Annotated in this window: 19 protein-coding genes; 5 read left to right on the top strand and 14 right to left on the bottom strand. The window is 42.4% G+C overall.

Annotated elements, in window-relative coordinates:
• Positions 1–350 precede the first annotated feature (350 nt).
• Positions 351–1079, top strand: coding sequence for a lysophospholipid acyltransferase family protein (locus tag ID165_RS02925; protein WP_370539730.1), 729 nt, complete (start codon positions 351–353; stop codon positions 1077–1079).
• On the opposite strand, the gene ID165_RS02920 is transcribed toward ID165_RS02925, so the two are convergent.
• The 8 genes from ID165_RS02920 to ID165_RS02885 form a co-directional block, all read right to left on the bottom strand.
• Entirely contained in the window at positions 1066–1758 is a 693-nt protein-coding gene (locus ID165_RS02920) for a hypothetical protein (RefSeq protein ID WP_192348898.1), read from the bottom strand. The two genes, ID165_RS02925 and ID165_RS02920, sit on opposite strands and share 14 nt — an antisense overlap.
• 11 nt (positions 1759–1769) lie before the next feature.
• Positions 1770–3137 carry a pyridoxal-phosphate dependent enzyme gene (locus ID165_RS02915; protein ID WP_192348897.1) on the bottom strand — a complete coding sequence of 456 codons (1368 nt, stop codon included), beginning with the start codon at positions 3135–3137 and terminating at the stop codon, positions 1770–1772.
• Positions 3138–3664: 527 nt separating this feature from the next.
• Positions 3665–5305, bottom strand: a complete 1641-nt coding sequence (locus ID165_RS02910; RefSeq protein WP_192348896.1) for a putative ABC exporter domain-containing protein — start codon at positions 5303–5305, stop codon at positions 3665–3667.
• On the bottom strand, positions 5298–6014 hold the full coding sequence (locus ID165_RS02905) for an ABC transporter ATP-binding protein (RefSeq protein WP_192348895.1): 717 nt from the start codon (positions 6012–6014) through the stop codon (positions 5298–5300). The genes ID165_RS02910 and ID165_RS02905 overlap by 8 nt, the downstream gene beginning before the upstream one ends.
• A gap of 65 nt (positions 6015–6079) precedes the next feature.
• The gene (locus ID165_RS02900; protein ID WP_192348894.1) at positions 6080–7006 is read right to left on the bottom strand and encodes an aspartate carbamoyltransferase catalytic subunit; all 927 of its coding nucleotides are present in this window, start codon (positions 7004–7006) and stop codon (positions 6080–6082) included.
• A 2-nt stretch (positions 7007–7008) separates the two neighbouring features.
• Positions 7009–7557, bottom strand: a complete 549-nt coding sequence (gene pyrR, locus ID165_RS02895; RefSeq protein WP_192348893.1) for a bifunctional pyr operon transcriptional regulator/uracil phosphoribosyltransferase PyrR — start codon at positions 7555–7557, stop codon at positions 7009–7011.
• Between the two features lie 34 nt (positions 7558–7591).
• The gene (locus tag ID165_RS02890) at positions 7592–9217 is read right to left on the bottom strand and encodes a transcriptional regulator (RefSeq protein WP_192348892.1); all 1626 of its coding nucleotides are present in this window, start codon (positions 9215–9217) and stop codon (positions 7592–7594) included.
• Between the two features lie 107 nt (positions 9218–9324).
• Positions 9325–9723 carry an EVE domain-containing protein gene (locus ID165_RS02885; RefSeq protein WP_192348891.1) on the bottom strand — a complete coding sequence of 133 codons (399 nt, stop codon included), beginning with the start codon at positions 9721–9723 and terminating at the stop codon, positions 9325–9327.
• 273 nt (positions 9724–9996) lie between these two features.
• Here ID165_RS02885 and ID165_RS02880 point away from each other — a divergent pair, with 273 nt between their 5' ends.
• From ID165_RS02880 to ID165_RS02865, 4 genes are all read left to right on the top strand, one after another.
• Positions 9997–11661, top strand: coding sequence for a helix-hairpin-helix domain-containing protein (locus ID165_RS02880; protein WP_192351251.1), 1665 nt, complete (start codon positions 9997–9999; stop codon positions 11659–11661).
• Positions 11662–12069: 408 nt separating this feature from the next.
• The gene (locus tag ID165_RS02875; RefSeq protein WP_192348890.1) at positions 12070–12357 is read left to right on the top strand and encodes a hypothetical protein; all 288 of its coding nucleotides are present in this window, start codon (positions 12070–12072) and stop codon (positions 12355–12357) included.
• Positions 12358–12362: 5 nt separating this feature from the next.
• Positions 12363–13025, top strand: a complete 663-nt coding sequence (locus tag ID165_RS02870) for a YiiX/YebB-like N1pC/P60 family cysteine hydrolase (protein ID WP_192348889.1) — start codon at positions 12363–12365, stop codon at positions 13023–13025.
• Between the two features lie 98 nt (positions 13026–13123).
• A complete protein-coding gene (locus ID165_RS02865; RefSeq protein WP_225586960.1) occupies positions 13124–13609 on the top strand; it encodes a hypothetical protein in 486 nt (161 codons plus the stop codon).
• A gap of 61 nt (positions 13610–13670) precedes the next feature.
• On the opposite strand, the gene ID165_RS02860 is transcribed toward ID165_RS02865, so the two are convergent.
• The 6 genes from ID165_RS02860 to ID165_RS02835 form a co-directional block, all read right to left on the bottom strand.
• Positions 13671–14324 carry a hypothetical protein gene (locus tag ID165_RS02860; protein WP_192348888.1) on the bottom strand — a complete coding sequence of 218 codons (654 nt, stop codon included), beginning with the start codon at positions 14322–14324 and terminating at the stop codon, positions 13671–13673.
• A gap of 5 nt (positions 14325–14329) precedes the next feature.
• A complete protein-coding gene (locus tag ID165_RS02855) occupies positions 14330–14824 on the bottom strand; it encodes an RNA polymerase sigma factor (RefSeq protein ID WP_192348887.1) in 495 nt (164 codons plus the stop codon).
• A 273-nt stretch (positions 14825–15097) separates the two neighbouring features.
• Positions 15098–17623 (bottom strand): ATP-dependent Clp protease ATP-binding subunit, encoded by a 2526-nt coding sequence (locus ID165_RS02850; protein ID WP_192348886.1) that lies wholly within the window; start codon positions 17621–17623, stop codon positions 15098–15100.
• Positions 17624–17704: 81 nt separating this feature from the next.
• Positions 17705–18331 (bottom strand): WbqC family protein, encoded by a 627-nt coding sequence (locus tag ID165_RS02845; RefSeq protein ID WP_192348885.1) that lies wholly within the window; start codon positions 18329–18331, stop codon positions 17705–17707.
• 1 nt (position 18332) lies between these two features.
• A complete protein-coding gene (locus tag ID165_RS02840) occupies positions 18333–18962 on the bottom strand; it encodes an L-threonylcarbamoyladenylate synthase (protein WP_192348884.1) in 630 nt (209 codons plus the stop codon).
• Positions 18952–19401 carry a (deoxy)nucleoside triphosphate pyrophosphohydrolase gene (locus tag ID165_RS02835; RefSeq protein WP_192348883.1) on the bottom strand — a complete coding sequence of 150 codons (450 nt, stop codon included), beginning with the start codon at positions 19399–19401 and terminating at the stop codon, positions 18952–18954. The genes ID165_RS02840 and ID165_RS02835 overlap by 11 nt, the downstream gene beginning before the upstream one ends.
• Positions 19402–19444 lie beyond the last annotated feature (43 nt).

Raw genomic sequence — 19444 nt, 5'->3', positions numbered from 1 at the left:
CGAAAAAACCGGATTCATATTTTCATATGTATCCGGTTTTCCGCTTTGTGTTCATGTTCTTGCAATTTGGTATATTCTGTTCTAATTAGTTATTCTTTATTTATCGTCATTGCGAGGAGGTACGACAAAGCGATCTTATTTTGTGAAAAAGAGATTGCTTCACTCCTTCGTCATTCGCAATGACGATAAAAAAGATCCATTCCATGGGGAATAGGCCTCTATCCATTTTTACCAAAAAAATCTATCTTTCATGAAGCCTCCTAAAAAAAACGGAGCCCCCGAACGCTCGGAGGCTCCTGCAAGCAAAGAGTGAAGATTAAATTTATACCCAAAATTACCATTTCTCCCGAATGATAAAAATCGTACACGTATTATTTACCCTTTATTCCATTGTACTTTTTTTTATACTGCTCCTGATTTTGGGTCTGTTTATAGTAATTCCGGTAAGCATCAGCCCTGCGGGAGGAAAGCTGTCTTTTTTATTTATCCGGATTTGGGCCAGAATTTGGTCTTTCGGCTCGGGAATACGCTACGAGTTCCACGGAAGAGAACTTATTGACCGCAAGCAGTCCTATATCTACATCTTTAACCATCGCTCATTTTTGGATGCGGCGATAATCCCTCTTGCTATCCCCCAGCAAGTAAGAGCATTGGGGAAGAAGGAATTGTCCAAAATTCCATTCTTTGGCTGGGTGGTGGGCAAAGTAGCCATCTGGGTGGACAGAACAGATGCCGAATCCAGAAGGAAAAGCATAGCTCGGCTGGTCACTTACCTCAATCAGGGAATCTCTACGGTAGTGGCTCCGGAAGGCACACGAAATGATACTGAAGCTACTCTCTTACCATTTAAGTTCGGTGCATTTCGGCTTTCGGTAGAAACAGGGATTCCTATCCTGCCGATAGCCGTGATCGGTGCAAATAAAATCATGAAAAAAGGATCGCTTTTGATCAGCCCCGGCAAGGTTAAAATCTACTATTCCAAACCGATTAATCCTCCTGCACCATCTGATACTACTGCCAACGAACTCTCGGAGAAATGCAGGTCAAGACTGGAAGCCATGCTTCTCACACATGAGTAAGTTCTGATGTTTTTTCCTCCTCACTAAATACATCGCGGGTTAGGTCCTCAAAAATCACATAAATCGCCATAAAGCTCACCGGAAGTGAAACGCAAATCCACAATGCAAATATCACTCCTCCACTTGGGAACAGAAATGGCAAGCCCGCCGGAACAACATTCACCAGCACTAAAATCACTGCCAGCACAAAGAATTGCCAAAAATTACGGGAGACCAGCTTTCTGCTATATTCAAGGGAGTTCCAAAAACTGAAGCCTCCAAAAATCCCAAACAAGACCGCAAACATATAGGAAACTGCCAGATAAATCCCGGGAACAATAAACAGAATAAGTCCGAGTGAAACCAAAACCTGACCTATCAGCCAAATACTAAACATAAGCATCCAGTAGTTGAACCCCATAAAATAATCTCCATAAGTGACTTTCTCTCCACCACTCATCTTATTTGCCACCAAGAAAAATCCTGTATAAAGTGGTGGGGCAAGTGCAAGACTGTATACGAGTGTGAATTGGGGGGCGTAGAGCACAACCATGCCCTGAAGCGAGAGCAAGAGGAGCATGTATGAGGAATTCATCAACGCTTGGCTCTTATACATTTCCCAAGCTTTTGAAAAGACTGCTTTAAGATCAAACTCAATCTCAGCTGATGCAATCAGACTATCTAATTTTTTATTCTGCATGGAGGGATAGCCTATTTTGTGAAAGCCTCCAAGATGTCATGCTTGGTGATGATGTGGATTTGATTCTGCACATCACGTACAAGCACAGCTTTTTCCTTTTCGACCATTGAGGAAAGTACGTCCAATGTACTATCCAGTGCCACAAAATGCATGGAGTCTTCCATCACATCGGCTACGGAAGCATCTTTCAATGATGGGTTGTCGATGATTCTAGCCAAAAGTTTGTTATCAGTCAGGCTACCTACGACTTCTCCATTTTCCATCACAGGAATCTGAGAAACACTGGTTTTGTTCATTAGTCCGATAGCATCCCGCACGGAATCGGTTTTCAACGAAGAAACCAGCGTATAAGCTCCTATTCGCTGCGCTATGATATCTCTTGCAGTGGAAAAAGTCTTGTCTTCCAAGAAACCGTGATTTCTCATCCACTCATCGTTATACACTTTGCCCAGATAGCGGGTACCGTGATCAGGAAGAATAATCACCAGCTGATCTCCTTCTTTTAAGTTGTCCTTTGCCCATTCCAGTGCTCCATGTACAGCCGATCCACAGGACCAACCTACAAACAAGCCTTCTTCCCTAGCCAATCGTCTGGTCATTACCGCAGAATCTTTATCCGTTACTTTGATAAAGTGGTCTATCATATCGAAGTTCACATTCTTTGGGAGAATATCCTCACCGATTCCTTCAGTCAGGTACGGGTAAACTTCCTTCTCATCAAATATGCCTGTTTCCTTGTACTTTTTGAATACGGAACCATACGTATCAATTCCTACAGTTACGATATCCGGATTTTGTTCTTTGAGGTACTGCGCAGTTCCACACATGGAGCCTCCCGTCCCTACACCTGCCGCATAATGTGTGATTTTCCCGTCGGTATCCTTCCATATCTCAGGTCCGGTCGTCTCGTAGTGGGCGGCGGTATTGGATAGGTTATCGTATTGATTTGGGTAAAAAGAATTTGGAATATCCTGATTTAACTTCCTTGCAATGGAATAATAGGATCGTGGATCTTCTGGGGATACGTTTGTCGGACAAACAATCACTTCTGCCCCTACTGCTTTTAAAATATCAATTTTCTCTTTGGACTGCTTATCCGCCATGGTGAAAATACACTTATAGCCTTTTGCCACTGCTGCCAAAGCCAGTCCCATTCCCGTATTCCCACTTGTTCCTTCTATGATGGTTCCTCCGGGTTTCAGTAAACCTGCTTTCTCAGCATCTTCGACCATTTTGATCGCCATACGGTCTTTCATGGAATTACCCGGGTTGAAGTATTCTACCTTCACCAAAACTTCCCCTTTAATGTGTTTGGCCAGTTTATTCAAGCGGATCATCGGTGTATTCCCGATGGTATTGATTATTGAGTTGTAGATCATAGTCGGTTAGATTTGGTAACTTAAACCTGAAATACGCATTAGAAAATCTACTCCGGCTTCAATCTGCTTCAAAATCAGCCGCACTTTTCTCCCGATAGTCATCGGGATCCAAAGTGATTTTCTTGCTGTTTGAAACCTTCCCGAAAAGAATCGGGACATGCTTCTACGAATCCTAATGCGTAATCCAGGTTAAAATTACAGGAATTTTCTTGCTGAATCGATTCCAAGAAAGTTAAAACAGAATAAAATTCGGCTTTTCACAACCGGGACTGAGGACTGAGCGCTGCAAACCGCGACTGAATACTGTCAACTAGGACTCACTTTCCATTCTTATCCACTGCCATCGTTCGTGTCATCACGACCGGCATCTTCAATTTCGCATTTCCGTGAGTGAGGCTCTTATCGAGTCTTTAAATTGATCCGGCTTCCGGAGAAGCTGGATAACATAGAGTAACAGAAAATTGAATTGGAGATTGCTTCTTCTCTCGTACCTCGTTCATCGCAATGACGAATTCCCACAACTTCTATTACACATCCTTAAATTCCAGCCGCTTCAACACATCCAGCGTCACATGCATCAAAATAGCCGCAACAAAAAACATCCCAAAGGTGCCTCCAAAAAGCGCCCATACGAATTGCTTAGAAGCTATAAAAGCGAGAATGCTGAATGCAAGAGAAGGGATAAAACCAAATAGCACTATCCCCCCTATCATAAATGGCTTGATCAATTTTCTATCCCAACCCTCGTCCAAGGATATCTGCGGAATTATATTGATCCCAAAACCAACCAAATACACTTCTATCGTTGCGAATAAGAACACTGGGATGATATACCGGTTTAATCCTGCGATCAAGACAGAAGGTATAATCAGCGCTAAGCAAAATAAGCCAATCTGCAAGATATCGAGCTTGATCATATTCCAAAACTTGGACGCCCAGGAAGCAGGAACCAATATGAAGAAGGGCTTTTTCAGATCTCCTACATTGGCTCTCCCGATCCCTGCAAAAAAATAGATAAATAACATCATTAATAAATACACATAGAGGAAATAGTGCGAAAACCATTCGAATAAAGACAGTACGGCCAGCACTATTCCTATCCCGACCATGATCAGAGAATACAATCCAAAAAGCGGATGGAAATCCTGACGGGAGCTGTGCACATAATTCCTCCAGTAGAAGGCCTTTGCTCCTGTTCCAAAATCGGGAAGTGCAAGCTTCTTTTTAGTGTTGAGACTATACGAACTCTCTCCAACTTGTTTTTTGCCTTTTACTTTTTCAAGCTTTTCTTCATTCGACTTCGTTGCCTCCAGCACATCCTCGTAATAATATCCTGCAAACCGGATAACCAATTTCAAAATAACAAAGTAGGCGATGCCATAGAGAGCGATAAAACCCATCGATAAAATCACATTATCATGGGAAAGATAGCTTGCAATTCCACGGCTCCAACCCACAATAGGGAAGAAATCAAACCATGGAGAACTAATCCATGCAAACATTCCCTGCCAAAACTTCTCAGCCAATAAACCGGGGATAATAATAATCCCTGAGAGTATTGCTGCCAACACAATTACTCCCGTACGGATGTGCTCTATCACATCATACTTCGTATTCAGCGTATAAACCAGAAACTTGATGGGAGAAACAATAAAAAAGAAAAGTGCTACGGATAAGATTAGGAAGATAAAATTCCCAACATTCAAATCATATGTATCAATAGCTTGACTCGATGCATACACCACAAAGATGATTGCTCCGCCCAAGGATGGCAAGATAGATCTTGCCATGTAGTAAATCAGGATATTCTCCGGCTTTACAGGTGCTGTGAAAAGCAGATTGACATCAGCCATCTTAAAAAAACTGACGTTCTTTTTAGTAGCTCTGAACAGCTGGTAAATCAGAAAGGCCAAGGCCAGAACAGTCACTCCCCCAATGATATTTTGCATCGCAAAATTCACTTCCGGAATGCTATTCATGTCCAGTTCAGGCATTTCTTGACTCTGCATATCCTCCCCTCTGTTCCTAAGACGGAGGTAATACATAAATAAGATATAAATCAAAATCCCCGCATACGGTAAGAGTCGAAGGGGATTTTTCAGGATAAGCTTGAGATTATTGATCAGGATGAGGATATCCTTCCTGAATAGTAGTCGGATTTCATTCATCTTTGGTCATTTCTAAAAACAAATCTTCCAGAGACGTCCCTTCTTCCTGTACAAACTGCAGTTTAAGATTTGAAATGGTGTCATTGCCGACTATGCTTCCGTTTTTCAGAATCATGACCCTATCTGCAATAGACTCCACACTGTCAATCAAGTGGGTGCTGACCAAGATTGTCTTCCCTGCTTCTTTTAATTCTCTAAAAATCTTTTTTGTGTTTTTGATTGCCTTAGGATCCAAACCAATCATCGGTTCATCAAAAAACAACACCTGAGGATCGGGAAGAAGTGCACAGCAAATGGACACCTTTTGCCGCATGCCTTTGGACAAGTCTCTCCCAAGTTTGTCTTTTTTGTCTGCCAACTCAAACAGCTCCAAATACTCATCCGCTTTCTCTCTCCACTCTTTTACTCCATATGCTTGCGCCACAAACTGCATGTGTTCGTGAACGGTGAGTAGGTCATAGACATAGGGCGTCTCCGGGATATAGCTAAATAGGCGCTTCGCTTCCACACTTAAATGATCGTGTCCTCCCAAGGTAATTTCCCCGGAGGTTTTGCGCAGTAAGCCTACAATACATTTCATCGTAGTACTTTTCCCCGCACCATTTGGCCCCAGTAATCCTACTACTTCCCCGCCTTGAAGTTCAAAAGAAATATCATTGACAGCATTCTGCTTGTCATAGGTTTTTACCAGATTGCTTACGCTTAGCATAAAAGTGAGTTTGAGATTTAATGGTAAAACAATTTCAAATTTGGAATATCAAACCTCAAATTACCTTACCCTTTGGTTCCTGCAAGTAAATATAAGACAGCCATTCTTATAGCCACCCCATTTTGCACTTGTTCCAGAATTATAGAATGTTCAGAATCAGCCGCATCTGAACTTAATTCAACACCACGGTTGATCGGACCGGGATGCATGATGACGATTTCTTTATCCAGCTGGCTCAGCAGTTTCTTATTAATGCCATAATAAAGTGAATATTCCCTTAGACTCGGAAAATATTTAATTTGCTGTCGTTCGAGTTGGATTCTAAGTACGTTTGCCACATCGCACCATTGCAACGCTTTTTTCACATCCAGTTCTACTTTCACCCCAAGACTTGTTATGTACTTTGGCAGTAGGGTTATCGGCCCGCATACCATCACTTCTGCACCAAGTTTCTGAAGGCAAAAAATATTGGAAAGTGCTACCCGTGAATGCAGAATATCGCCTATGATGGCAACTTTTTTTCCTGCCACATCTCCCAGTTTTTCTTTGATGGAAAATGAATCCAGCAATGCCTGCGTGGGATGTTCGTGTGTCCCATCTCCTGCATTGACTATATTGGCTTTTACATTACGGGAAAGGAAATGCGGTGCTCCGGGGCTGGAATGTCTCATGACCACCATATCCACTTTCATAGATAGAATATTGTTCACTGTATCTACCAGTGTCTCCCCTTTCTTGACCGAGCTATTTGCAGAAGAAAAATTGACTACATCCGCAGAAAGTCTTTTTTCAGCCAGCTCAAAAGAGAGTCTGGTTCTGGTGGAATTTTCAAAAAAGACGTTGGCAATCGTGATATCCCGAAGAGAAGGCACTTTTTTGATCGGGCGATTGATCACTTCTTTGAAATTAGCAGCCGTGTCAAGAATAAGCTGGAGATCATCCTCTTTGAGGTTTTTGATTCCAAGTAGGTGTTTCGTACTGAGTTGTGACATGGTTAAGGGTTAACTTTCTCTGTGATCCAAATTGCGTCTTTTTCATTCCCTTGATCTGCCCATTCCACCAGTACATGCTGGCTTTCCAACGTATGTACACGAACGCCATAATAATCAGGCATAATGGGATAATCTCTAGTCAGTTTGCGGTCTACCAGTACCATAAGTTCGACTTTTTGAGGTCTGCCAAAAGCGATCATCGCATCCATAGCAGCTCGAACAGACCTGCCCTTGTACAGCACGTCATCGACCAAGATCACTTTTTTGCCTTCGACCAGAAAGTTAATTTTCGTTTCATTTGCTTTGAGAGGTAAATCCCTCCGGCGAAAATCATCTCTGTGAAAAGTAGCATCAAGATATCCTGAAGGGACTTTCACTCCGGAAATTTCCTCCAGAAGTTTTACGATTTTGTCCAACAGAATCGGGCCTCTAGGCTGCAAACCCAAAAGTACCGTGTTGTCAAAATCATCGTGATTTTCGATCAGTTGGTGACAGAATCGTCTGAGTATGATCTCAATCTGTCCTTCGTCTAAGACTAGCCTTTTTTGCATGGGGTAGATTTGCGGGTAAATATAAAAATAAAATCTAGTCCGGGAGTTCTTCCGGCTTATACATATCCCCATCCACCACTATTTTGGTAAGAAAGTATGCCTCTCTTGTCTGATCGGCTCCTACTTCATTCAAGTATCGAATACGCTGAGTGCCTGTAAGCAAAAAGTACCTATCATACCAATGTATCATTCTTAAACTCGCCAGATTCGTATCTCGAATCCGCTCATTCTCATTGACTAGTCCCAGTTCGAACTCTAAATTTTCAAAGATTTTTTCTCCCCTTCTGAAAAAACTCAGCTTCATTATATCATCTTCCACATACATGTGATAAAAATCCTCTCCCACCACAGCCACTTCACCGAATGCCTCCGGATAGTCGGTCACCAGTTCATTGTAAGCTGTTGCGTTGTCCCAAAGTACCTGACCTGTCTTCGCTACTTTGGCAAAATGGGCTGAAACATAGCGGTACTCCGGAACCGTCTGATAATTGCCTGACATCGGAAAACGATTAACCAAATATGGGTCATGAATGGCAGGCATGCCCATTCTGCTCCATCTATCGTAACGGTATCCCGTAGGCGAGTACATCCCATTTTGATACCTGGACCGACTGTTGCTCACAGAATATTGGTCGAAGTACACATAGTAAGCAGTGGGGGTTTGGTAAACACTCCGGATGGAAAACAAGTTAGTTATTTCCGGAATTTTTTCACGATCCAGCTCCTTCTTAAGCTCAGCTTCTCTTTTTGCTTTTGACTTTTCGTTGAGGTAATTGTAAAAGTTCGGAAAATCCCCCAATGTGTATAGTTTAAAGTCAAACTCGCCAAACTCATTGATATCCATAATGTACATCCCTTGATAGGTATTTCTCCGCTCCAGCCCAAAAGCACCTATCATTGCCTCCTGATAATTGCCCGTGGAGAGGAGGATTCCGTCCATAATTTCCTGATTCCGATCTCCAAACTGATCTACTTTAACTTCCTGAATGACATTCCCAATCATATCATAAGTGTTGATAAGTATATTACGGCTCCTATGAGAACCTTTCCTACTCAATACTACTTCCAGCGATTGCGTTTGGGGCATCTTCCGAATTTGAAGGATCTGTGTGTCATTCCCATAGATTCCCTGAAGTGTATGGACACTTTTGGAAAGCAAATCATGAATTTGCAAAACCGGCCTGTTATCCGAAGTCCCCATAAAAATTGCTTTTTGATCCTGAACCAAAAACTCCAGCAGTTCCATATTCAACACATTGTCAACGGCAAATTCCAATCCTTCTTTGGTCGCCAAATTCACCTGAAGCACATACTTTGCTGAGTTCGTCGAGTATCCTTTTGTGAAAAGAACAAATAGCTGATTCTTATCCGTATCATAGCCCAACATATCAAATCCATCTTTCACCGGAAATTCTATTAACCCACCTGCTGAATTTAGGGAAGAATCTGAGATGAAATATTGAAACTTCCTTTTCAAATTCAGCCCTTTCTCAGGAAGAGTACGAAAGGAAATCAATCCGGATTCTGAGTCAATCATTTCAAACAACGGATCATTCAACTCAGAAGCCACTTCATAACGCTCTATAAATCTAAGCTGAGCGAATGCCTGCTGCCCGAGGATAAAAAGAAACAAAAGTAGAAGTAGAGCTGATTTTTTCATATAATTATAATTTTTTCTTAAAGGCCATAGGCCCGCCTGTCGCCGAACAGGGAATCTCGCCCGGTTTATACTCATCCCTTTCTGTGTCGATTTCGACATGCTCGATTTCATGAGCCCATTTTAAGAAGTAATTCGAATTCATCTTTACCTACAGGCAATACAGACAGCCTGGCTTGCTTCAGCATAGGCAAATCTGACAGCCTATCCTCAGCCTTGATGGCTGACAAGGGAATACTTTTCTCCAAAGGTCTTTTCACTTTCAATTTTACGGCTGTCCAAGCTTCATCGGTAGGGTCAGGAAACTGCTCCTCACTCACTTCCGCTATTCCTACGATAGCTTTTTCCTTCCCACTGTGGTAAAAAAACACCCAGTCGCCCAACTGCATTTCCCGAAGAAAATTCCTTGCTTGATAATTCCTCACACCATCCCACACATCCTCCTTTTTCGCTACGAAATCATCCCAAGAATAAGATTCCGGCTCAGACTTGACCATCCAATAGTTCATACTTTTGTTAATTGAAAGTTAAAAAGCAATTGATTCACTTAAGGTAAATACATTCTCTCAATTCGATAGCGCCGGAAACGAGAATGAATTCTACTCCATTCCAGCGCTTTGCAAAGAGAAGCCCGTAGAAAATCAATTTTCAATTTTAAGTTAAGCTATAGCCCCTTAAATTGAAACATTATTTCAAGACATTTGTCTAATTACATTCACACAACCCCGGAGATTTTGGATCATAAGACACTTCTGAAAAAAATAAAGCTTAGCATTCAGCTGATGGAACTACACGATGAAAACCCGTTTAAAATCCGCAGCTATCAAAGTGCGCTCATCTCCTTAGAACGTGGAGACGAGGATATCATGGTGCTAAGCGAGGTCGAGCTTGCCAAGATTCAGGGAGTTGGAAAGAGTATAGTGGAAGCAATCCGACAGCTAAAAGAGACAGATACATTTCCACTGCTGGAAGAATTGCTGAGTAAAACTCCTGAGGGAATTCTGGAAGTGCTTCAAATCAAAGGTTTGGGACCAAAGAAGGTAAAAACGCTTTGGGAAGAACTGGGCATCACATCCACTCATGAATTGATGGAAGCCTGTCAATCCGGAAAAGTGGCTAAAATCAAAGGTTTTGGAGAAAAAACCCAAACCACGATCATGCAAAACCTAGAGTTCAAGGCTTCAAATGCCGGCAAATGGCTCTATGCCGATATAGAAGATATGATCGGGCAATTGGAAGAAGCCTTTAAGGTGATGGCTCCAAAAGCAGAACTGGCGGTAGTTGGAGATTTTTCCCGGAAGCTGGAAATTATCACAGAGGCTGAGTTTCTGATTGCTTCAGATGAGTTGACAACTGTAAAAGCCAATCTCAAGGCCATGGAATCCATTGAGTGGATTCTGCTGGAATCAGGCCCCAGAACACTGAGAGGAAAATTAAAGGAAATAGACCTCCGAGTTACCATCTACTTCTGCTCTAAGGAGGATTTTCTATGGAAAAAGCTTTCGCTTATTGCTGCCCCGCTTCACTTAGAATCTCCGGTAGATGAGAAAGAAAGCATTGCCCAAAAACTTCAAAAGAGGAATTACCCAAGCGAAGCTGAGTTTTTCAGCATCAATGGCCTCCAATATATCCCCGCTGAAATGCGTGAGGGCTTTGGAGAAATTGCGCTGGCAAGGGAAAATAAAATCCCTGAATTACTTACAGACAAAGACCTTAAGGGAATTCTTCACAACCATTCTACCTATAGCGACGGAAAACACAGTCTGAGGCAAATGGCCGAATATTGCAGAGAACTGGGCTACGAATACTTGGGAATCTCCGATCATAGCAAAACGGCTTTTTATGCAGGAGGATTGGAAGTAGAAAAAATCCTAAAACAGCATAAGGAAATAGATGAACTGAATAAGGAAATGGCTCCATTCCGAATTTTCAAAGGGATAGAAAGTGATATACTTTCCGATGGAAAACTGGATTATGAAGACAATGTCCTGGCAAGTTTCGACTTTATCGTTTCCTCTGTCCATTCTATCCTGAACATGGATATCAACCGGGCTACGAGCAGGCTGATCACAGCAATTGAGAATCCCTATACCACTATTCTGGGTCATCCTACCGGTAGATTACTTCTGCGTCGTCAAGGCTATCCTATTGATCACAAAGCGATTATTGATGCCTGTGCGGCAAACAATGTCGTGATAGAGATCAATGCAAATCCCTGGAGACTTGATCTGGATTGGAGGTGGGTACGATATGCCATGGATCAGGGAGTCAAGCTTTCTATCAATCCCGATGCACATGAAATGGAGGGCTATGCCGATATGAAATATGGCGTACTTGTCGGCAGAAAAGGGGGACTTACCAAGGAGATGACGCTCAATGCGATGAGCGTGGATGAAATAACAAACTATTTCGGTTCAAGGTTGGAAAAAGTAAAAGCAGAAATTTAGGCAAGGCTTGCTGAAAAAGTCTCAGGCATGCCAGATTCAAGGCGGCCGATTGAAGATGTATGCTTATACCTCGAATGAGGCCAACGCAGAAGATGGTAGGACTGAGGCTAGCTGGAAAATTTTGAGTTTTTTGATGCATGGAGAAAAACCTATTGCCGTCAATAAGCTTGCACTTGCTGAAAAACCGTTCGCATGAAATCGAGCATGTCGAAGGGACACACATGAAATGATTATATCCAATGCGAGATTCCATATAGCCACTGAAAAACAATTATAGTCATATGAAAAATGGGTTAATCCTGCAAAATGATAGCTTTTGACCTACTGCCGGCGTTTTTCAGCATGCCCTAGGTAATGCCGAAAGCGGGAAGTCTTGTATCTTGCGCATAACTATTAGAATCAGATAAAATGAAATGGACAGACCATTCCGAAAAGACACTACTTCAGCGTTCCTTTTTATTCGGGATCACAGGCATTGTCTTATGCACGCTTGCTCTTTTGAATAGCTACTTCCATGTGCTGGATGCTCCGATGGGGCCTTTAAATGGCGTGGGGTTGGCTCTACAGTTAGTAGGGTTGAGCCTGGCGGTTTTGGTGATTCGTAGGCGAAAACTATCCCCTGAGATCAAGGAAAGAGCCCAAAAGATGATTTTGGTTCTGGGAGTAGGATTTCTGTTTTTTATCCTTTCGATCTAGTCCATATGAAAGCAAGACCAATCCTACCTACGGCTTTTTTGGCTTATTTCCTGCTTTTTCAGGTAGCTTGTCAGCCAAAGGCTGATTTCGCTTGGCAGCAAGGGGATATTCTCTTCCAGGATGGAGAGTGTGGAGACTTCTGTGATGCGATTCGTGCAGTGACTTCGGGATATGAGGGGAGGGATTTTTCTCACAATGGATTCCTACTGCAGGAAAATAACGAATGGTTCGTATTGGAGGCTATTTCCAAAGGCGTAACAAAGACTCCTCTCAATAGTTTCCTCAGCCGTCACCTAGACGAAAACCAAAAGCCGAAAGCGGCCGTAGGTAGGCTCAAACCGGAGTTCCGACACCTGATACCAAGGGCACTGACGGAAGCGGAGAAACTACTTGGCCGACCATATGACACAGGGTTCGATCTATCCAATGATTCTTATTACTGTTCGGAACTCATACATTTAACCCTTCAAAAAGCAAACCATGGAAATCCTGTATTTGAAATCCAGCCCATGACATTTAAAGATCCGAATTCAAAGGAGTTCTTTTCGGTCTGGGAAGTATATTTCGAGAAACTGGGAATGGAAATCCCTGAAGGGAAGCCCGGGTTAAATCCGGGGGGAATGTCGTTGGATCCGGCGTTAGAGATGGTTTATGACTTTCAGCAATAATTGATAGACAGTTTATGACACCAGAACTGCCCCCTTCCCCGCTCATCTATTTATATACTTATACCCTATCTCTTTTTTCATTCAGACCAAAACACAGCATGTACAAAAAAGCTCTAATTTTCTTTCTAGTAGGAATGGCACCATTAGGCCAGTTGAAAGCGCAGGAAATATCCAAGACTTCCCAACAGGAATTTAAAATCGTCACTGTGGTAGAATCTATCGTTCCTATGGGGATCGGCAGATCTAGGATTATTGATTCAAAAACCCAAGTTGATGCTTCTGCATTTGCCACCGAAAGAACAGACGGCACAAAAAGTAACCAAAAAGAAATCAGTCGTAAAGACATTAAAATAGATGAGTTGGAAGAAACCAAGTTGCTAAATTTCTTTTCTGCGACCGGGATCAACTTTCAAAACATCGCCTCCAATGATGCTATGATCTCATCAAAGATCAACAGCATGATCACCGAAGGATGGAAGCTTACCTATGTCACCTCGGGAGTAGAAAGTAATGCAGGAGCAGATGATGGTCAAGGAATTTTTATTACCCGTCTGTTTTTCTCAAGGGATTTAACTATAGAATAGAAAGCCTAAAAATGCCGGTCACTTTTACAGGCAGAAAAGCGGATATACATATGAATAAAAGCTAATCATTGATTTCTTTGTATTCGTTGATCTGAACGAGCATTTCTTGTGCCTTCATAATAGGAGTCCATTCGTAGCTACCAAAGAGAAATTTGAACCAGCGCTTATCCCGATTCTCGTATCGGATATTAATAAAGAGCCAAAAAGAAATAGCCGCAAATGCAACTGTAATGACTCCTTGAATTATCCAGAAGATAAGATTCCCTGAACCTATCCAGGCCGAGTTTAAAAAGAAGGTAGTCCAAAAAGGTAGTTGAAGCATCAGAATCCTAGTCACCCACAGGGTAGAACTCACCAGCCCGGCTATTTTCTTCTGAGTCCCCATCACAGGTGCATTGATGTCAACTACCGAAATCAGGATTAGCTGATAAACATATATCCCGACTGCTATTTTATTTACCAAGGATATAAAACCTATCGAAATCAAAAAGAACAGGTTGCCAACTGGGAAAAAATTGATCAGTAAAACATCCAGAAAAAGTACCCAGAGAATTCCTGCTAAAACTGTGAACAGTTTGATCGGACGCATAGAAATCAATGCACTTTTCACCTTCATTTTAGTAATATCTGAGGTGTTTTTCCGATTGAAAACCAGCTGTTCTTTCAGCTTCTCATCGTATGATTTCCAAATTTGTCGTAGTTCGATATCTTGCATAGTTTCTATTGTTGAGCAGTGAATTTCATTTTTAGCTGTTGCTTGATGCGGGAGAGTTTTGTTGCCACATTGCTTTGTGAAAGCCCCAGAATTTCTCCAATCTCTTGATACAAATAGCCATCGAGGTAAAGAAGAATCAATGCCCGATCCACTTCCTTAAGTTCGCAGATCAGAGCTTGTAGCAAATCCCGGCTGTCATTCGCTTCACTTTTATCTTCCTCCAAATAAATGGCAGTTTCAGAAAGTGGCTGAAGAATTTGGCTGCGTTTGCTAGCCTTTCTATAAGCCGAAATAGCCACATTCAAAGCAATTCTATACATCCAGGTGCTCAGCTTGTAATCCGGCTTGAAACCCGGAAAGGCCTTCCAAAGCTGTAAAATGATTTCCTGGATTAGATCCGCCCGATCATCTTCGTTCTTACAATAGGAATTCGCCACTTTGTAGATAATCCCCTTGTTGGATTCTATGCTGGAAAGGAAATATTCTTTTTCTCTAGACAAGGATTCGCCGGTTGGTTTCAAAACTATTTCAAAGGATTAATCGCAGAGCTCCCAAAAAAATCACAGTCTTTAGAAATGAAATTTATAAATGAAAAAATCATTGCTGAAATTTTCAAGTTCATGCAGAAAAACAATAAGTTCTGCTTATACGGAGGAAGTACAACCGCGCTCTCTTCACAAACCTCTGTGCCCACTGTGCTAGAAAGAGACATTCATTAAAAAAGCCCCGAACTCATCGCTCGGGGCTTTCAATTGATTTTTTTCAGCTAACTATTAATCAGCTTTCTCTTTTTTCTTAACTGCAATAGTCAATTCTGTGCCTTCTCCGGAATAATCTGCCGTGATCACATCGCCCTCAGAAAGATCTCCTTTGAGGATTTCCTCGGCAATCGCATCTTCCAGATACTTTTGGATCGCTCTGTTCAACGGCCTTGCGCCATATTGCTGATCATATCCTTTCTCCGCCAAGAATTCCTTCGCTTTTTCGGTCAATTCAATTTTATACCCCAAATCCGTAATTCTTGCAAACAACTTACCCAGACTTATATCTATAATCTTAAAGATATGTTCTCTGGTAAGAGAGTTGAATACCACCACATCATCCAATCTATTTAGGAATTCAGGGCTAAATGCCTTTTTCAAGGCAGACTGAATTGTAGACTTCATTACTTCATCCATGTTGTCGGACTTGGCCTGACTGGCAAAACCGATCCCTGCACCAAAATCCTTCAAATCACGGACTCCGATATTCGACGTCATGATAATGATCGTGTTTCTGAAATCCACTTTTCTACCCAACCCATCTGTAAGGATACCATCATCCAAGACCTGCAGAAGAATGTTGAACACATCAGGGTGAGCTTTTTCGATCTCATCCAGCAAAACTACGGAGTAAGGTTTTCTTCTTACTTTCTCAGTCAGCTGACCGCCTTCTTCATAGCCGACATAGCCCGGAGGTGCTCCTACCAGTCTTGATACAGAGAATTTCTCCATATACTCAGACATGTCTATTCTTATAAGAGAATCATCTTTGTCGAAAAGATAAGTAGCAAGCATCTTGGCCAACTCAGTCTTACCCACTCCCGTAGGTCCCAAGAAAATAAAGGAACCTATCGGTTTTTTAGGATCTTTCAATCCCACTCTAGTTCTCTGAATCGCCTTAGTCAATTTCTTAATCGCCTCATCCTGCCCGATTACTTTACCCGAAAGCTCAGTATTCATACCTAACAATTTCACACCTTCATTCTGCGCTATTCTCTTGGCGGGAACTCCGGTCATCATTGCTATTACTTCAGCCACGTGATCCTCATCTACAGTATATCTCTTAGACTTACTCTCTTCTTCCCACTTGTTTTTGGCTGTTTCCAACTGCTCAAGCAGCTTTTTCTCCTTATCTCTAAGTTGAGCGGCTTCTTCATACTTTTGGGATTTCACCACACGGTTTTTCTCCGTTTTGATATCCTCCACTTCTGCTTCAAGTTTCAGAATTTCTTCAGGAACATGAATATTGTTGATATGGACTCTGGCTCCTGCCTCATCGAGAATATCTATGGCTTTGTCCGGAAGGAATCTATCGGAAATATATCTGTCCGAAAGTTTCACACAGGCAATGATCGCCTCATCGGTATAATTAACATTGTGATGATCCTCGTACTTATCTTTGATATTATTCAAGATCTGAACAGTCTCTTCAGGCGTGGTAGCATCGACCATTACCATTTGGAACCGTCTTGCCAAAGCTCCATCTTTCTCAATATACTGACGATACTCATCTAGAGTAGTCGCTCCGATACATTGGATTTCTCCACGTGCCAAAGCCGGCTTGAACATATTGGATGCATCCAAAGATCCTGATGCTCCCCCTGCTCCCACTATGGTATGCAGCTCATCGATAAAGAGGATGACGTTTGGAGATTTCTCCAGCTCGTTCATCACGGCTTTCATTCTCTCTTCAAATTGCCCTCTATATTTCGTCCCCGCCACCAAGGAAGCCAAATCCAAAGTCACCACACGCTTGTTGAAAAGCACACGGGAAACTTTCTTCTGAATAATCCTAAGTGCCAAACCTTCCGCAATAGCTGTCTTACCCACACCGGGCTCACCGATCAAGATTGGGTTGTTTTTCTTCCTTCTGGAAAGAATCTGAGCTACGCGTTCGATTTCCTTCTCACGGCCGATGATAGGATCAAGCTTATCATCCTCCGCCATTTTGGTCAGATCCCTACCGAAATTATCCAATACCGGAGTTCTGGACTTCTCCGCACCGGGTTTAGATGCTCCCGAGCCACTTCCTGAAGAACCAAAAAGCTTGGATCCATCGTCATCTCCATCTTCAGCCTCAGCTCTGGAGCGAGGAGGAGTATCTGAAGACATTTCCAGCATCTCCTTAACCGAATCGTAGTTGATTTCGAATTTGTTAAGTATTTGAGTAGCTATGTTATCCTCATCCCTCAAGATGGACAGTAGCAAGTGCTCCGTACCGATCAGTTGACTTTTGAAAATTTTTGCCTCCAAATATGTGATTTTCAACACCTTCTCTGACTGTCTTGTCAGAGGTATATTGGCCATATTCTTTACGTTGTGATTTGCGGTGCCTTTTACAGCGCGTTCGATCGCATTGCGCAATTCGTCCATTGGCACTCCCAATTTCTTAAGAATGGAAACAGCAACACCTTCTCCTTCACGAATCATCCCCAGCAAGAGGTGCTCTGTGCCAATGTAATCATGTCCCAGGCGAAGTGCTTCTTCGCGGCTAAGAGAGATCACCTCTTTGACTCTATTCGAAAATTTTGCTTCCATTTAATTCCTATCTGATTGTTTAATAATCCTGAACGTATGTTACCGAATTTGTTTTAAAAACACAATCCTTTTATAGATTGTTCAATGTTTTTTTACAGACTTTAAGATTATGCCCTTAGAGGCAGATCCCTCGCAAAACAACAAATCCAGAACGCTGAGGTTAGGATCAAAGTCTAAGCCAAAAAGTTGGAAATAGGACTCGGGGTTATAGTAATTCCGTTCCGAAAAAGGCACTGAGGGCGTCAATTGCCCTCTTATGTCCTGAGTCCAAGTCTGGCTCTGATCTTTATCCTGCACCCGCAACTTGACATGCAAGCCCAGCAGTCTAAGACATATTGTCAGCATTTCCCAATTTAGCTTCCATAGTTCATCGTAATTCTGCAGAAAAACCTTTTCAAAATACGGAAAATAATACTCATAAAAAGGTGCTTTCCCATAGGCACTCTGAATTCCCCGCAGGTGGACAGCTAACCAGTTTTGGGAATTGTCAATTTTGATATCTTCCTGTGGAAGCCTCGGCCTTCTTCCTTGAATAGGCACGCTCAGTGTCCCAACCTTGTTGGCCAACCGAATTTGGGTCCGGTTGAAAAAAGATTGCCTCCGGTAAGTCTCCCCCGGGAAAAACACCAATTCATCTGCTTCTGCAATCGCGGCAAAGAACTCAAGGTTGGGGAAATAATGCAGGTCAACAGCAATGCTCTTTGCCATGCTATTCTATATCTTCCAATTTTCCCAAGCCTTCTCTGATCACCTCCACCTCATCACCTGTGCAATCCAGTACAGTTGAAGCAATATTCTGCCCGTATCCCCCATCAATCACTACATTGACAAGATGTTGGTATTTCTCAAAAATCAATTCAGGATCAGTACTGTATTCTATCACTTCATCCTCGTCGTTGATAGAAGTAGTTAGGATAGGATGTCCTAGTTCTTCCACCAGCATGCGGGGGACATTATGATCAGGCACTCTAATCCCGAGTGTCTTCTTATTACTGTGTAATATTTTAGGCACTTGATTGCTTGCCTCCAGAATAAACGTAAAAGGGCCGGGCAGCCCCTTTTTCATCATTTTGAATACCGGCTTACTGATCACCTTAGTGAATTGGGAAATATTGCTCAAATCTGCGCAGATTATGGAGAAATTATGCTTCCTGGGGTTAATTCCCTTGATCTTACAGATGCGCTCCACCGCTCTCAAATTCATAATGTCGCAGCCCATACCATAAACGGTATCCGTAGGATAGATCACCACCCCCCCATCGCGAAGTATGGCAGCGATTTGCCTCACCTTATCCGGGTCAGGGTTTTCCTCATATAATCGAATCTTTTCAGCAGCCATATCTTATTTTTCTCTGTTCCCAATCAACTAGTTGTTCCTGAATATTGTTCCAATTCCCAATTAAGTCTTCTACTATAGGCAAATCCGCGGGAGCCCACTTAACAGATTTCAATTCTTCTTTAGTAAGCCATCTTACCTGTTCGTGTTCCAGCAAGTCAATATTTCCGCTTTCCCATGTGCATGCAAAAGGCATCAACCGGAGTACTTTCCCTTCAGTGTAGGAATGCTCATTGGACTTCATTGCGGAGATTATTCTAATAGAAATCGCCAATTCCTCTCTAATCTCCCGTATAAGACAATCCTCTGGACTTTCTTTCCCTTCAATTTTCCCGCCGGGAAATTCCCAAAAACCAGACAGGTGCATAGTCTCCGATCGTAGCGCACAAAGGACTCTTTTATCTGAAAAGATCACAGCGCAAGTGACCAAAATTACTTCCATAAAAATCATTTTTGCACAGAAAGGTATAATTCCCTTGCCTATG

Origin of the sequence: Algoriphagus sp. Y33 (assembly GCF_014838715.1) — a bacterium.
Lineage (GTDB): Bacteria > Bacteroidota > Bacteroidia > Cytophagales > Cyclobacteriaceae > Algoriphagus.
The sequence above is the reverse complement of the archived record's forward strand: the minus strand, read 5'-3'. Positions and strand labels throughout refer to the sequence as shown.

Excerpts from the sequence above, each read along its gene's own strand:
- ID165_RS02890 (WP_192348892.1), bottom strand. The coding sequence starts at position 9,217 with ATGAAAAAATCAGCTCTACTTCTACTTTTGTTTCTTTTTATCCTCGGG.
- ID165_RS02835 (WP_192348883.1), bottom strand. The coding sequence starts at position 19,401 with ATGGAAGTAATTTTGGTCACTTGCGCTGTGATCTTTTCAGATAAAAGA.
- ID165_RS02865 (WP_225586960.1), top strand. The coding sequence starts at position 13,124 with ATGTACAAAAAAGCTCTAATTTTCTTTCTAGTAGGAATGGCACCATTA.
- ID165_RS02915 (WP_192348897.1), bottom strand. The coding sequence starts at position 3,137 with ATGATCTACAACTCAATAATCAATACCATCGGGAATACACCGATGATC.
- ID165_RS02925 (WP_370539730.1), top strand. The coding sequence starts at position 351 with ATGATAAAAATCGTACACGTATTATTTACCCTTTATTCCATTGTACTT.
- ID165_RS02900 (WP_192348894.1), bottom strand. The coding sequence starts at position 7,006 with ATGTCACAACTCAGTACGAAACACCTACTTGGAATCAAAAACCTCAAA.
- ID165_RS02905 (WP_192348895.1), bottom strand. The coding sequence starts at position 6,014 with ATGCTAAGCGTAAGCAATCTGGTAAAAACCTATGACAAGCAGAATGCT.
- ID165_RS02840 (WP_192348884.1), bottom strand. The coding sequence starts at position 18,962 with ATGGCTGCTGAAAAGATTCGATTATATGAGGAAAACCCTGACCCGGAT.
- ID165_RS02860 (WP_192348888.1), bottom strand. The coding sequence starts at position 14,324 with ATGCAAGATATCGAACTACGACAAATTTGGAAATCATACGATGAGAAG.
- ID165_RS02875 (WP_192348890.1), top strand. The coding sequence starts at position 12,070 with ATGAAATGGACAGACCATTCCGAAAAGACACTACTTCAGCGTTCCTTT.
- ID165_RS02850 (WP_192348886.1), bottom strand. The coding sequence starts at position 17,623 with ATGGAAGCAAAATTTTCGAATAGAGTCAAAGAGGTGATCTCTCTTAGC.
- pyrR (WP_192348893.1), bottom strand. The coding sequence starts at position 7,557 with ATGCAAAAAAGGCTAGTCTTAGACGAAGGACAGATTGAGATCATACTC.
- ID165_RS02920 (WP_192348898.1), bottom strand. The coding sequence starts at position 1,758 with ATGCAGAATAAAAAATTAGATAGTCTGATTGCATCAGCTGAGATTGAG.
- ID165_RS02885 (WP_192348891.1), bottom strand. The coding sequence starts at position 9,723 with ATGAACTATTGGATGGTCAAGTCTGAGCCGGAATCTTATTCTTGGGAT.
- ID165_RS02870 (WP_192348889.1), top strand. The coding sequence starts at position 12,363 with ATGAAAGCAAGACCAATCCTACCTACGGCTTTTTTGGCTTATTTCCTG.
- ID165_RS02910 (WP_192348896.1), bottom strand. The coding sequence starts at position 5,305 with ATGAATGAAATCCGACTACTATTCAGGAAGGATATCCTCATCCTGATC.
- ID165_RS02880 (WP_192351251.1), top strand. The coding sequence starts at position 9,997 with ATGGAACTACACGATGAAAACCCGTTTAAAATCCGCAGCTATCAAAGT.
- ID165_RS02845 (WP_192348885.1), bottom strand. The coding sequence starts at position 18,331 with ATGGCAAAGAGCATTGCTGTTGACCTGCATTATTTCCCCAACCTTGAG.